General features: G+C 46.1%; 12 protein-coding genes. All 12 read right to left on the reverse strand.

Annotation, left to right across the window (positions count from 1 at the left end; all coding sequences use genetic code 11):
- Positions 1–288 precede the first annotated feature (288 nt).
- The 12 genes from ACBP55_RS21305 to ACBP55_RS21360 all read right to left on the reverse strand — a co-directional run bounded on the left by ACBP55_RS21305 (position 289) and on the right by ACBP55_RS21360 (position 14,212).
- Complete coding sequence (locus tag ACBP55_RS21305) at positions 289–1,125, reverse strand: Gfo/Idh/MocA family oxidoreductase (protein ID WP_464644786.1); 837 nt, start codon at positions 1,123–1,125, stop codon at positions 289–291.
- Positions 1,126–1,198: 73 nt separating this feature from the next.
- Positions 1,199–2,731 carry a type 2 periplasmic-binding domain-containing protein gene (locus ACBP55_RS21310; RefSeq protein ID WP_464644787.1) on the reverse strand — a complete coding sequence of 511 codons (1,533 nt, stop codon included), beginning with the start codon at positions 2,729–2,731 and terminating at the stop codon, positions 1,199–1,201.
- Positions 2,732–2,843: 112 nt separating this feature from the next.
- On the reverse strand, positions 2,844–3,764 hold the full coding sequence (locus ACBP55_RS21315) for a carbohydrate ABC transporter permease (RefSeq protein ID WP_464644789.1): 921 nt from the start codon (positions 3,762–3,764) through the stop codon (positions 2,844–2,846).
- A 24-nt stretch (positions 3,765–3,788) separates the two neighbouring features.
- Positions 3,789–4,727, reverse strand: a complete 939-nt coding sequence (locus ACBP55_RS21320; protein ID WP_464653371.1) for an ABC transporter permease — start codon at positions 4,725–4,727, stop codon at positions 3,789–3,791.
- Positions 4,728–4,932: 205 nt separating this feature from the next.
- A complete protein-coding gene (locus ACBP55_RS21325) occupies positions 4,933–6,540 on the reverse strand; it encodes a response regulator (RefSeq protein WP_464644791.1) in 1,608 nt (535 codons plus the stop codon).
- Positions 6,541–6,773: 233 nt separating this feature from the next.
- The gene (locus tag ACBP55_RS21330; protein WP_173188474.1) at positions 6,774–6,947 is read right to left on the reverse strand and encodes a hypothetical protein; all 174 of its coding nucleotides are present in this window, start codon (positions 6,945–6,947) and stop codon (positions 6,774–6,776) included.
- 24 nt (positions 6,948–6,971) lie between these two features.
- Positions 6,972–7,973 (reverse strand): aldose epimerase family protein, encoded by a 1,002-nt coding sequence (locus tag ACBP55_RS21335; RefSeq protein ID WP_464644793.1) that lies wholly within the window; start codon positions 7,971–7,973, stop codon positions 6,972–6,974.
- Between the two features lie 207 nt (positions 7,974–8,180).
- On the reverse strand, positions 8,181–9,668 hold the full coding sequence (araA, locus tag ACBP55_RS21340) for an L-arabinose isomerase (protein ID WP_464644795.1): 1,488 nt from the start codon (positions 9,666–9,668) through the stop codon (positions 8,181–8,183).
- A gap of 43 nt (positions 9,669–9,711) precedes the next feature.
- Positions 9,712–11,391, reverse strand: coding sequence for a ribulokinase (locus ACBP55_RS21345; RefSeq protein ID WP_464644797.1), 1,680 nt, complete (start codon positions 11,389–11,391; stop codon positions 9,712–9,714).
- Between the two features lie 76 nt (positions 11,392–11,467).
- Positions 11,468–12,571: a substrate-binding domain-containing protein gene (locus ACBP55_RS21350; protein WP_464644799.1), complete on the reverse strand. Its 1,104-nt coding sequence runs from the start codon at positions 12,569–12,571 to the stop codon at positions 11,468–11,470.
- A 238-nt stretch (positions 12,572–12,809) separates the two neighbouring features.
- On the reverse strand, positions 12,810–13,859 hold the full coding sequence (locus tag ACBP55_RS21355; protein WP_464644801.1) for a sulfite oxidase: 1,050 nt from the start codon (positions 13,857–13,859) through the stop codon (positions 12,810–12,812).
- Positions 13,860–13,927: 68 nt separating this feature from the next.
- Positions 13,928–14,212 carry a hypothetical protein gene (locus ACBP55_RS21360; protein ID WP_464644803.1) on the reverse strand — a complete coding sequence of 95 codons (285 nt, stop codon included), beginning with the start codon at positions 14,210–14,212 and terminating at the stop codon, positions 13,928–13,930.

Raw genomic sequence — 14,212 nt, forward strand, 5'->3', positions numbered from 1 at the left:
CAAATTATGTAAATGGACTTATTGGTTATTATCGCCAGTTGGTACTCACATAGAAAACTATCCTAACGCTTGGTTAAGGTGACTTGCGGAACGTCAGTACCTTATTTTCGCCTAATAGCTTCAAATTGGGGTCTTTGCGGAACGAGAATATCTTATTTCTTTAAACTTGCCAATGTCATATTCTCCATTCAATCCTGGCTAAGGAGTTGTTATGCTGAGAACAATGCTCGGAGTTCCACAGCGGATTAAACGTTTATTTCATACGCAACCCAAAGCTCCTATCGCCGTTTACGGCAGCTCCAACCACTGAAAAGGCGTCTTCGCCGCCTTCATTCCGAATTCTAGAATCGTCGCAATCGCAATCGTTTCTGCTTGCGGAACCGGAGGCTTACCCGTCTCGAAAAAACCGATAAGATTCTCGATAAATGCCCCAAAGAAATCCGACTCGATCTTTAGAAAATACGATGACCCCGCTTCATAATGGAGTGCCATGCTGAATGGACACTCCCACCCATATAGGTTTATTGTTGCTTGGCGGCCGTCCGCATACCCGATCAGCAGCGCTGGCGTGTTCGCCGTTCCTGTCCACATCACACGTTTGACATCCGTCCCCATCAATAAGATGATCGGCTCCACCTGGTGGATCGAATAGTTCTCAAATTGTCCTGGTCCTAGGCTGCAAATGGACTCAATCCCCTGCTTTTCAAGTCCTGTATACTCTGAAGCGAAGCGTAGAGCCGAAGTCGAATACATGGGGGTCCCATGTTTGTCTGCAAGTTCGAACATCCGCATGGCCGCTGCCCGGCTAGGCGCGAACGTTTTATCAATGTAAGTAGGCTTGCCGGATCGAAGCGGTATCAGCGACAGTTCCTCATGGTACTCCGGATGATCCGGCGACAGCACGACCAAGAAGTCACTCTGTTCCACAACCGCCTCGATCGAGTCCAGAAGTTGGATTCCTTTCTTCTCACTCCAGTCCACATTACTGAGCTTTCCTTCGATATTTGACTTGCCATAAGCGTATGCGACCTTCATGCCGCTATTCGATGCCTTTTCAATCCAATCAGGATATTTCTCCGCGTGCCACTCGTCCAGAAAATAATCAATAAACCCAATCTTTTGCATCCTTATCCCCACTCCTTCGAGAAATAACACCCCCACGGCATGAACCGCAGGGGATTTAGCTATTAAAACAGACTTACTTCTTGTTCGCTGCGTACCATTCGTTGACAGCTTTCGTCATTTCTTCTCCGCCATCTGATTTCCACTGAGCCAGGAATTTATCATAATTTTCGAGCTGCTCTGCCCCTGTGATGTACTTCAGGAAGGTATCTTCCATCAACTTTTGCAGCTTTAAATTGTACTTCCCGATTGCTTCAAGCGGAGGTGCAAAAGAGAGCGGGTCTATGACGATGTTGCCTTTGGCAGTTTCTTGATTTTTGTTAAAGGCATCGGTTAGGATAGGATCTTTACGAACACGCGCCTGCCAGTAGATCGGGTAGTTTTTCTCATCCACGCCTGTGAGAAACGAAGAAGCGTTGTTATACTGGTCGTTGAAAATCGGCAGAATCGGGAAGTAATTACCGTTTTCCACCTTGTGGTGAACACCTTCTTTACCAATTGTCGCTTCCTTATGAATGTCTTTGTCGAGCTTCAAATCCAGGTATTTGATAATCTCTTCCTTGTTATCGGCCCATTTCGGAATACCCACGTAATAGCTGATACCGGCGGAACCCATAACTTGTACTTTGCCGTCATCGCCTTTTAGGTAAGGCAGGCTCGCGATTTTGGCGTTAGGCGTGTTTTTCAGAAGAGCATTTTGTACGGTAGGCGCGTTGAAGTAGCCGTTCGAGATGATAGCCGTTTTGCCGCTCGTGAAGTTCTCGATGACTTTGTTCGCCTGATTAAGAGACCATTCCTGGTCAATCAATTTCTCCGAATAAAGCTTCTTCATGAACTCTAAATATTTTTTCATGTTCGGGTTTTCTACCACATTGACCAGTTTGCCGTTAACATCCTGCCAGCCGGTCGTCGCGGTCGATTGAACCAGCGTGAGGCCAAACGTCGGCATGATTTCAGTAACGAGCGGGGATTTACCGCCAGACAACGCCATAACATTCTTCTTCTCTTTAATAGTCTTCATAACGTTGTACAGCTCATCGCGAGTTGTCGGTGCCTTAAGTCCGAGTTCATCCATCCAATCCTGGCGCACGATAAGCGCAGTGTTGACGATCGTACCCGAACCGGTCTGCGGAATACCGTAAATTTTACCGTTCAGCTTTGCCCCGTTCCAGGAATTTTGAGAAATAACGTTTTTCATGTTAGTGCCATATTTGTTTACCAACTCATCAATCGGCTCCAGCGCGCCGGAAGATGAGAGCCTGGAATACTGCGGACCACTGAGCAGCATGAAGGCGTATTTCTCCTTGTTGGCCATGAGCAGGTTGAGCTTGTCGTCTGGATTCTCGACCGGCAGCATATCGTAGGTAACTTTGTAGCCGGTTTTTTCGTTCAGGAACTTCGCTACGACTTCGGCATTGGGATCAAAACGTGCATACTGCAGCAGCGCCTTGAATTCTGGCTTAGGCTTGTTTGTATCAACAGTTGCGATTGGAACCGTCGACGGCGACGGTGCTGTGGTAGTGCTTGCCGTTTGGCTGCTTCCGCCACAAGCGGTAATGGATGCTGCCAAAGTTGTGATGGACATCAGAGCTAAAAATTTTTTGACCATGAAAGAGCCTCCCTTTTCGAACTATGAGTATGGAGAAGTGCGTAATACCAAAATTTCATGGAACCATCTTTGAGCCTGCCCACCACCACCCTTCAAGAATTGTTTGTGAGAATCAGCCTTTTACGGAGCCGACCAGAACGCCTTTAACAAAATATTTTTGCAGGAACGGATACACGAATAGGATCGGCAGCGTCGCCAGAATGATGGAAGCCGCTTGAATCGACTGCGGTGAAACGTTTAGCGAAGCGTCAACATTGGTCCGCATGAATGCATCCGTTGAAGAAACGAACAATTCCTTCAAATAAAGCTGCAGAGGTTTCATCTCTACTGAGTTGATGTAGATAAGCGACGTAAAGTAATCGTTCCAGAACGTAACTGCGTAAAATAATGCGATCGTAGCCAGCACTGGCATCGACAACGGCAAAATGATGCGCACAAGGATCGTCATGTTGCTAGCCCCATCCATTTTCGCCGATTCTTCAAGGCTGTCAGGCAGGCTTTCGAAATAGCTTTTGACAATGAGCATGTTGTACACGTTAATCATGAATGGCAGGAACAGCACTGGCAGTTTATCAATAAGATTGAGCTTGTGCATTAGCAGGTAAGTCGGGATTAATCCACCGCTGAACAGCATTGTAAAGAGGTACATAATGATAAAAAACTTGCGTCCCCGCAGCCTCGGCTTGGAAAGCGGATATGCGGCTAACGTTGTCATGAATAAAGCGAGCAGCGAACCAACCAGCGTCACGGTAATGGATACCATAAACGCATTCAGGAATAAGGAATTGCTCGCCACATACTTGTAAGTCCCTATTTGAAAATCGATCGGGAACAAGGTAACCATCCCCGAAACGACCGCCGCTTCGCTGCTAAGCGATTTGGCGATGAGATTGACGAACGGAAAGATGGTGGAAAGTCCCAGCAGGATAAAGAAAATATGATTGACGACCGTGAAGATTTTCTCGCCGAGGGATGTTTGGATGGCTCCTGACCTTCTTGCGGCAGGTGATTGTAAGGTGCTTTTTGTATGCATAGCTGATCCTCCTTTATTCCCCGTTTACCAGATACCTCGTCCGAAAAACTTCCGGGCCAAGCCGTTACCCGATAAGATCAAAATGAACGCGACCACGGATTCGAATACGCCTACCGCGGTTGAGAAGCTGTAATCCTGTTCACCGAGTCCTATGCGATATACATAGGTGCCAATTACGTCTGCGACGTTGTATACGCTTGGGTTGTACATAACGAGAATTTGTTCAGTTCCTGCCTCCAATACATAACCAAGACGAAGGATGAACATAAGCAGGATAATAGGAATCAGACCGGGAAGCGTGATATGTACAATTTGCTTCCATTTATTGGCGCCATCGATTTTGGCCGCTTCATACAACCCGGGATCGATACCTGCCAAAGCCGCCAAGTAAATGATCGTGTTCCAGCCAGTCTCCTTCCAACCTGCCGTGCCGATGAGAACCGAACGGAAGATATGGCTGTCCAGGAAGAAGCGAATCGGTTCACCACCCATGGCGACGATTATTTTGTTGACGATACCGCCGTTCGTGGAAAGCAAATCGATGAACAAGCCGCTGACGATTACCCAAGATAGGAAATGAGGTAGATAAACGACGGTTTGTACGCTTTTTTTGAACGCCATGTTCTTCAATTCGTTAAGCAAAATGGCGATCACAATCGGAAGCGGAAAAAGAAATACGATTTTATAAACTGAAATAATCAAAGTGTTCTGGAACACCTGCAAAAAACTGGCGGACGAAATCAATTTATCGAAATGCTTCCATCCGACCCATGGACTTGCCGCCATACCGTCGAAAATATTGAAATCCTTGAAAGCGATGATAATCCCGTACATCGGCGTGTACTTAAACAACAGCAGAAAAGCGATGCCGGGAATGAGTGCGAGATACAAATCCCAATCTTTCCTAATATCGATCCACAATTGTTGGTTATAGCTCTTTTTACCATTCTTTTTTGTAGATATGACAGATTCTGTCGTAGTGATCGTTTCTCGCAAGGTGTCTCCTCCTTCTTACCTGTCTTTCTTAGATTTAGTTTATCACCCGCCGTTTTTTTACGAATTAGAGGAATATTACTTGTTTTGGTACTTTCATAACTTCTCACTAACTTCTCACGACTGGCATAAAAAAAACCTTCCCAGATGAACTGAGAAGGCTGTTAAAAACGGCTTATAGGAATTCAATGACGAACTTCCCGGGCGTCACGCCCCAATATTTACGGAATACTCTTGTAAAATAGCTCACATCCCTATACCCGACACCTGCTGCGGCGTCGTATACCCTTGCTCCCTCTTGCAGGATCGCTTTGGCTCGCTCCATTTTTCGTTCCAGTACATAGGTGGAAAAAGCTTTTCCAGTTTCTTGTTTGAAGAGACGGCTTAGGTAGGATGAGTTCACATACAGCCGGTCTGCGACAGCATGCAGTGTCATTTCCTGATCAATTTCATTTTCGACGAGACTTAAAATGGTCTTGATCATGCTATGACTCGTTGATTTCCGCCTCTGGCTGGCATAAGTTAAATACGCCCTTATCATCCGCTGCAGCCAAGACAGAATTTGTTCTTTTGCGGCCAGCTCCAAATGATTGTGGAAATACACATAATCCTCACCGGCCACTTCCCGCACTGGCCATCCCTGTTTCTGGATCATGCAAATAAAAAGGCTTGTAAAATAAAGGATGTGCTCATGCATGTCTTCAACTGTTTCCGCTTTGGCCATGCCACTGTCCCAAAGGGCAGTTAAGGTTTCGATCGCCTTGTCGCCATCCCCCGTTTCAAGTGCGATTTCCAGCGCTTTCTCCAGGTTCGGTTGACATGTAAGTTCCGGTTCTCTCCCCTGCTCTTCCCGGTACGGGATCGCCAGATCATAACCAAGCACGATCCGACTCTGCAACGCGCGTACCGCCTGTACGTACAGCCTGTTCATAACCTCTTGATTGCCTGTTATCCCGCTAATCCCCGCGCTTGCACTAAGCCTAATGCAGCTTCGTACCGTTAAAAGCAGCTTTTCGGTCACTGCATTGACTTTCTGGAGAGCTACTCCGGGCTCTTCATTGCCATCCAGCTGGAATACAACGACCGTACAGCCCGCATAATCGGTAGATACCCAACAAGGAGTTGTCAGCAATGTTTCCTTCACGATACTGCTTAGTGAAAATTGGAGCAGCGGAATATCTTTCTTACTGAATCGGGTTTCATCTTCCGACAGCGGGTCCATATCGACTACGGCAACCGCATATTCGGCATCCTTTTGTAAATCCAGTTGAAGAACCTTACTTTTCTGTTCAATCTCCCAAGGTTCATACTTTCCGTTCAACCAACCTTGGAAAAATTCATTAATAAGGTTTGGGAGATTCAGCTTCCATTTTTGCTTTAGCTCATCTTCGTTATGACGTTGCTCAAGCTCGCTCTTCAAACGGTCGGCCGCTTCGAGTACCGTCTCCAATATCTCCTCGTCCCCAGCCGGTTTTAACAAATATTTCATTACACCAAGCCCCAATGCCTCTTGAGCGTAAACGAAATCGTCATGTCCGCTGAGAACGATGATTTTCAACAAAGGATCGTCTTGGCGAAGTTGCCTTGCTAATGTGAGTCCGTCCATCTCCGGCATCTGTAAGTCCAACAAGATAATCTCAGGCTTTTTGCGGTCGATCAGCCGCAGCGCTTCCATGCCGTTTCCAGCCTGCCCGACGACCTCTATACCGTGCTTCTCCCAGGGAATATTGTTGGCTAATGCGTTTCTGAGGCGGACTTCATCTTCCACAATTAATAAATTCATAGTCGGAATCTCCTTGATGGATAAGATGTCTTCAGAACCCCTTCACTCATGACACGGTATCTTCCTGCCTTATTCCTTCTTTGTATGTTTGGTATAGAAAATATCATATTTGTGGCGAACTTGATAGAGGACAATGGTTACTTTCTTTGGTATTTTGACACGAAAAAAAATCTCCTGGTGACGCTCACCAAGAGATTTCTTGTTATTTTAGTGAATCTGTATAGGCTTTACGTCTACTCTCTCAACGCTTCTTTTAATTTCGTAGACATGCTATCCATGGAGCCCGAAGATGGACGCTTAACTCCGCGCAGTTTCGCGATTTCTTGTTTCAATCTCTCGTTTTCTAATGTTAATTTTTTGATCTGATCTAGGAGCTGTTCCTTTTCCGAGCCTTCATTATTTTCCAACGATTCCCCGCCCTTTTAATCCTATTATTTATTCAATTCAATCGTATAAAGACGTCCTGTTTCTTCCCAAATTTCGCCTGGCTCCAACGAAACCAGACCAATTTGTTCAGCTGGGAGATCAACGTTCGGTGCATTCACCAGATTCATTTGCGGCTCTGGGCAGAAAAACCCTTCTGAAGCGCCATTATTCCAGATCATCCACTGTTTGTAGGAAGTCCCTACATCATAAACAAGTTTGATACCTTCACGTGAATCTGTCAACTCCATATAGTTGCGGCCATTTTGCGGCGAGGTTGTATAATGATTATCCATGGATTCAAAGAACGGCGACAAACCGCCTACTTTCATCTTTTCTTCGTCAGCTGACAATGGCTGAAACTCACCGGTCGGCAGCATTCTTTCACTCATTTTCCAGCGGTTGCCGATCGTCAACTTGAACCCATAATCAGAAGCCTGACTGTTCGGCGCAAAAGGGGCATTGATCGTCGTGTGATACGCTATCAAGCAAGGCATAGCCTCTTTGCCTTCATTATGTACTGAAATATGCTGATGCAAACCGTAAGCATTCAACGTGTAAGTCAAGCGTATCGTGAATTCATGTGGTAAAAACGTATATACCGAATGCCCTTCTCTTACGCGCAAAGCTAAGGTAACACGACTCTCCGTTTCATCCGCACTAAATTTCTCAACAGCCCATGGAATATTGTGTACAAAACCGTGTAGGTGATTTCCCGTTTTCGGTTCATTGATCGGAAATTCATACACTTTGCCTTGCCAAGGAAACTTCCCGTCCTCATACCGATTGGGTGGAAATAATACCGGAATCCCGTGCACGATTGGACGTGCTTTAAACGTTTCCATCTCTTCCATGGCAGGCTCACGCAAAAAGCGATATTCTTTTTCAGTATCTCTAAAAGCAATTAGATTAGCGCCAATTTCCGGTAATACAGCTGCTTCATAACGGCCAGCTTGTAACCAAACGGCTTTCTCTCCTTGGAATGTTCCTTCAAACGCTTTCGTCGTCATTTCGCGTTAACCTCCTACATAGCTGTGCCTTTAAAATTTGGACAGACTCTTATGAATTTACTCTAAAGCATGTGAATCATGGAAGTCAATGGATGAAAATAACGCATACAATGATAAATGTGACTTTCGGAAAGGCACGAATGAGAAAACCGTTCCCCTCAAAAAGGAAGAACGGTTTCACATTTTATTAAAAACAGCTGCTTTCGTTTAATGTTTCCACGCAATTTCACTCCAACGGAGCTCGTTTCGGAACTGCAGCAGCGAGGTGTTCTTATTGATAATCACAACTTCGACTCCCGCTAATTCTGCCCAATCTACTAATTGCTCCGTACTTACGTTGTAAGAAAATACTGTGTGATGCGCGCCGCCAGCATAAATCCAAGCTTCTGCGGAATCTCGCAGCGATGGTTGCGGCTTCCAAAGCACACGAGCTACAGGCAATTTAGGCATAGCTTTGACTGGCTGAACAGCGTCCACTTCGTTAATCAGCAAACGGAATCGGTTCCCCATATCGATCAGCGATGCATTCAGAGCTGCCCCTGAAGCACCGTCGAAAACGAGGCGCGCAGGATCCGCTTTACCGCCGATACCAAGCGGATGAACCTCAATCTTGGGACGCGTAGCTGCAATTGTCGGACAAATTTCTAACATATGTGCGCCAAGCACAAGCTCTTGCCCTGGCTCCATATGGTAAGTGTAATCCTCCATGAAGGATGTCCCTTTGTTGTCTGCAATGATCTTCATTACACGCGTCAACGCTGCCGTTTTCCAGTCGCCCTCACCTCCGAAGCCGTATCCCTGCCCCATCAAACGCTGAACAGCAAGTCCTGGAAGTTGCTTCAACCCGTGCAAATCCTCGAAAGTTGTCGTGAATGCCCCAAAGCCGCCTTCTTGCAAGAATCCCTTCAATCCAAGCTCAATGCGAGCTTGCTCGCGAATCGCTTCATGCACTGGACCTGCCGAGCGGCTTTCTGCCGTGATATCATAGACTTCATTGTATTCATCCATTAACTGATCAACCTCGGCTTCAGAGATGTCTCCTACGCGCTGCACAAGATCGCCAACCCCGTAGCCATTGATGGACCAACCAAATTTAATTTGCGCTTCCACTTTATCGCCTTCGGTCACCGCTACTTGACGCATGTTATCGCCAAACCGAGCCACTTTCAGACTACGTCCTTCTATGAAAGCAACCGCTGTACGCATCCAACCAGCAATGCGGCTAAGTACTGCTGGATCTTCCCAATAACCAACAACCACTTTACGGGAAATACCCATACGTGCACCAATAAAACCATACTCGCGGTCGCCATGCGCCGCTTGATTCAGGTTCATGAAGTCCATATCAATCGTTTCCCATGGGATATCCCGATTGAACTGGGTATGTAAGTGTAGCAATGGTTTGCGATACTCAGCGAGACCAGCAATCCACATTTTGGCTGGCGAAAACGTATGCATCCAGGTAATGATTCCTGCGCAATTGTCATCTGCATTGGCATCCAGGCAGAGCCTGCGGATGGCATCTGGTGTTGTCAGTACAGGTTTGAAAATAAGTCTACTTGGAATTGACGAATCACGGTCTATCCCTTCTGTAATTTGTTTGGAATGCTCTTCCACTTGCAGCAGTGTCTCTGGTCCATACAAATGCTGACTTCCGGTGACGAACCAAAATACTTTCTCTGAAAAAGGGTTCATGGCAAATAGCCTCCTTGGTTGGTTGGGAATGAAAGAATCCGAACTAATGACGAGCTTCCTCACGAATAGAACGAAGCTTCTTCATCACGTCATTCTCTCCGCGTCCGAAATAATCATGCAGCTTGCTGTACTCCTGATAAAGCTGCTCATAGACAGCTACATTCTCTGCGATTGGCTTGAACGTTTCTTTCCGAACACGAGCCATTTTGTGCGCAGCGTCAACGATATTATCATAACCGCCATTGGCTGCACCTGCTGCAACAGCCCCGAACATCGCTGCTCCTAGCGCTGGTGTTTGTTTGGAATCCGCGATTTTGATCTCACGATTCGTTACATCGGCATAGATTTGCATGAGCAGGCGGTTTTTTTGCGGTAATCCGCCGCAAGCGTATAATTCTTGCACTTCTACGCCGTTATTGTGGAAGGCGTCAACAATTTTACGAGTTCCGAACGCCGTAGTTTCCAATAACGTGCGATAAATTTCCTCTGGCTTTGTTAAGAGTGAATATCCTAAAATAAGGCCGTTTAATTCTGTGTCCACGAGTACAGACCGATTTCCATTCCACCAATCCAAGGCAAGCAAGCCCGTTTCTCCCGGTTTGTAAGCGGATGCATGACGTTCCAGCCATTCATGCACATTTGTTCCTTCTTGCTCAGCCGCAGCTTGCACATAAGCAGGTACCCCCTGCTCTACATACCACGCAAAAATATCTCCAACCGCCGACTGACCAGCTTCATAGCCCATATATCCAGGAATGATGCCGTCTTCTACGACGCCGCACATTCCTTCCACTTCTTTCTCTTCTGTCCCGAGCAGCATGTGACAAATAGAAGTTCCCATCGCCATGACCAATTTACCTGGTGTAACAACACCGACACCCGGTACAGCAGCATGAGCATCTACATTACCAACGGCAATGGCTGTTCCAGCTTTCAAACCCATCCTTTTAGCCATCGTTTCCGTTAATTCACCAGCTTTGGTGCCCAGTGGAACGACATCACCGCGAAGCTTGGTTTCTGTCAAATTTTCAAGACGAGGATCGAGAGCCTGAAAGAAAGCTTTACTCGGATAGCCATCTTTCTTATGCCAAATGGACTTATAGCCCGCGGTACAGCTGTTTCGGACAATATCCGATTGACCCGTCATTTGCGAGACGACCCAATCTGCTGCTTCCAAGAAACGATCCGTTTGATCGTAAATATCAGGAGCTTCGTTTAAAATTTGCCAAACCTTTGCAATCATCCATTCGGAAGAGATTTTGCCGCCGTAACGAGGCAGGAACGATTCTCCCCTGCTTTCCGCGATCTCGTTAATCAGGTTCGCCTCATCTTGAGCCGCATGATGCTTCCATAGCTTCACCCAACTGTGTGGATTATTCGTTAGCAGCGGATTGAAGCAAAGCGGCTGGCCCTCTTTATCAATCGGGAGCATCGTACATGCCGTGAAATCAATACCAAGTCCGATAATGTCGGCAGGATTCACACCGGATGCCTGCACAACCGCTGGAACAGACTGGGTCAATACATCGATATAGTCTTGGGGATGCTGCAGAGCCCAATCATACGCAAGCTTGATCCCAGATACGGGCAGTTTCTCATCAATCACGTTGTGCGGGTATGGCGTTACGTGATCGGCAACCTCAGTTCCATCACTCAAGTCGACCAGTACGGCACGGCCAGATTCCGTTCCATAGTCAACACCAATCGCATATCTTTTAGACATGGATAGCCTCCTTCAAATTTCAGCTGTTTCTACATTCAGTATATCACTTGTACGTACAAGTTGGCTAGATGAATTTTTAAGACAATTCAATTCGGATGGTTGACTCTCTGACGATTAATTCTGGCGTGTAGACTTTCCCCGTTTTACTTCCATTGCCTCGTTTATTCTGTATCATATCGATCAATATCTCAGCTGCATCCGCGCCCATTTCCGTTTTGGGATGCGAAAGTGTCGTCAGCTTGACTTCTGTTGCGGTCGCTAACGAAGAGTCATCAAAACCGACTAGAGAGATATCCTGAGGCACTTGCAGACCAGTTGTACGTACAGCTTCAAGCAGATGAATAGCGATCTCATCATTGTAGCAAACGAAAGCCGTTGGCCGCTCATCCGCTTGACCTAACATCGCTTGTGCGCTTTCGTAGGGTTTGCGTCTCTTCTCCTCCGTCGAATAGTGAATGACGAATTCCGGCAGCAGTGGGATTTCATAGTGATGATGAGCACGAATAAACCCTTTCAACCGATTAACCCCTTGCAAGTCATCCGTCTTAAAGAACCCAGCAATGCGGCGATGCCCAAGCTCAATTAAATGCTGAGCAGCCTTGAATCCGCCCTCTTCATCATCCACGACCAGAGAAGGACAATTCATCTCCGGATACCGCTCATTTATCATCAAATATGGAATATGTTGATAGTCTAAGGCAAGGTAATAGCTTAAATTCGGATTACCCTCCGCGCTCTTGGTCGGTTCAATGATAAGGCCGCTTAATGGTTGACTCATCATCATGTCGAGACTTTCCTTCTCTTTTTCCTTATCATTGTCTGTGGATGACAAGAGCAGTCTGTACCCTCTTGCACGCAGGGTAGACTCCGCTCCTCTTACGATGTGGGGAAAAATATAATCAGAGATATAGGTTGTCAGAATACCTATTGTTTGCACATCCCGACTCTTTTGCGTTTGGGGAGTGGAAACGAATGTCCCTTTCCCTTGCATCCGATACAGCCAGCCTTCTTGCTCTAACTCGCCGAAGGTCTGACGAACCGTTTGACGGCTCATCTGAAATTGCTCGGCTATTTCATTTTCCGATGGCATTTGATCATTCGGTTTTAACTTCCCGGTATGAAGCCACGATAGGATTTCCTGTTTCAACTGTAAGTATTTTGGCATTTGCTTTTCTTTCATGATTCACCTCAGGTTATTGATTCTGACCGTATTATATCATTTGCCCAACTTGTATGTACATATACGGCAGTTTAGAGGTGTGCAATAAGTAAGCGCGGAAAACGCGCTTATTCAGGAGCGATCAAATAAAAAAGGGTAAGCTTTGCATACAACAAAAGCAGCACGCCCTCTGACGAGGAACGCACTGCTTTTAAAGGTGTTGAAGCACAAAAGCCCGTATTAAATCAAATACAAATGATCAGTCAATATAAACACGTATATGTTGAATCGCACTATAGCCATAACCGTTTACATTCCAATCTGCCATTTCGCTTTGAACGTTGCCTGCTGCATCCTTGGCTCTGACTTTAATGTCGTAGGTTCCGGGTACAGTAACCGTCCATTTCCAGCACCAACGTCTCCAAGAATAAGCTTCTTGTTGTTCCATCCAAGATGCAACTAGCCAGCTGTTTCCATTGTCAAGACTTATCTCTACTTGTATGACTGGGGCATTGCCAGATATCGCAATTCCCCATATCCAATTCTCCCCTCTCGCCAATACCTCCTGATCTACTGGCCCCGCAATGGTCGAATTGAGACGAATGGTTGTAATCGGTTCGGGGGAGGATGGTGATATTGGGTTTCGAGCCAGCACATAATCTACGACTTGGAAAGGTCCTTGAAAGGGTTCCTCTATGACGACGATACGGTGAAGCCATTTGACTGATGCCATTCCATACCATCCTGGAACAATCAATCTAGCTGGATAACCGTGACGGTAGGGCAGCGGTTTGCCATTCATGTATAGGGCTACAATCGTATCGAGATGCAGTGCGTGCTCGAGAGATAAACTTCTTTTATAGGAAAATACACCTGGCATATCTGTTCGAGCTCCCTTATCCATGCCCTCAAACGTTACTTCACGTGCATTCCCTTGAACATCGGCTGCATGCAATAAATCTTGAAGACGAACCCCTGTCCAAACCGCATGACTAATAGCCCCAAGTCCCCACTGCTCGCCGCGAGTTTTCGGTTGAAAAAACGATCTCTTATCTCCAACACATTCGAGCGTTACGGGCAGTGTAACTTGAGGCATGTTCAAGAGATTATCGTACCGAAAATAAAGTGGTTTGTTTACACACCCCTCGATTGAAAGTCTCCAAAAGCGCATATCCACATTTGGATATGGAAAATGGTTTCGTCTATAAAACAGATGTTCCGGCGTAATTCGACTGGACAGTGACAGCATGGGGAATTCTTGATTTTCCGGCATGATTCTATGTGTAATCAAATGAGGCGAATATAACAATGTAACCATCCTTTCGTAAGAACAATATCTTACAAAAAGGATATGGACCACATGTTGAATTGAGACTCCTAATCCGCAATGTATGTTGCGATATATGATCTTTTGATAATGAGATCCTGCGCAAATTCTGTAATCAATTTCTTCATGAAAGAGTTGATAGGCGTGTGTTTCTCTAAAAAAGAAATAATTTCTAAGGCTGATTCGGGACATCGCTCATATCCTTGAATCATATTCGATAACGAGGCAGCCAATGCAGGGAATCGCTGCTCATAACGCCGCTCATTTTGAAAAGGATCCTTAAAGCAATCTTCTTCATTCGTAAAGTTCTTCGAGCAAGCTAATGTCCAGATCAT

It is taken from the genome of Paenibacillus sp. WG02 (assembly GCF_055396115.1).

Coding starts and splice junctions, on each gene's coding strand:
- ACBP55_RS21305 (WP_464644786.1), bottom strand. CDS start 1,125: ATGCAAAAGATTGGGTTTATTGATTATTTTCTGGACGAGTGGCACGCG.
- ACBP55_RS21360 (WP_464644803.1), bottom strand. CDS start 14,212: ATGATCTGGACATTAGCTTGCTCGAAGAACTTTACGAATGAAGAAGAT.
- ACBP55_RS21315 (WP_464644789.1), bottom strand. CDS start 3,764: ATGCATACAAAAAGCACCTTACAATCACCTGCCGCAAGAAGGTCAGGA.
- ACBP55_RS21335 (WP_464644793.1), bottom strand. CDS start 7,973: ATGACGACGAAAGCGTTTGAAGGAACATTCCAAGGAGAGAAAGCCGTT.
- ACBP55_RS21350 (WP_464644799.1), bottom strand. CDS start 12,571: ATGAAAGAAAAGCAAATGCCAAAATACTTACAGTTGAAACAGGAAATC.
- araA (WP_464644795.1), bottom strand. CDS start 9,668: ATGAACCCTTTTTCAGAGAAAGTATTTTGGTTCGTCACCGGAAGTCAG.
- ACBP55_RS21310 (WP_464644787.1), bottom strand. CDS start 2,731: ATGGTCAAAAAATTTTTAGCTCTGATGTCCATCACAACTTTGGCAGCA.
- ACBP55_RS21345 (WP_464644797.1), bottom strand. CDS start 11,391: ATGTCTAAAAGATATGCGATTGGTGTTGACTATGGAACGGAATCTGGC.
- ACBP55_RS21325 (WP_464644791.1), bottom strand. CDS start 6,540: ATGAATTTATTAATTGTGGAAGATGAAGTCCGCCTCAGAAACGCATTA.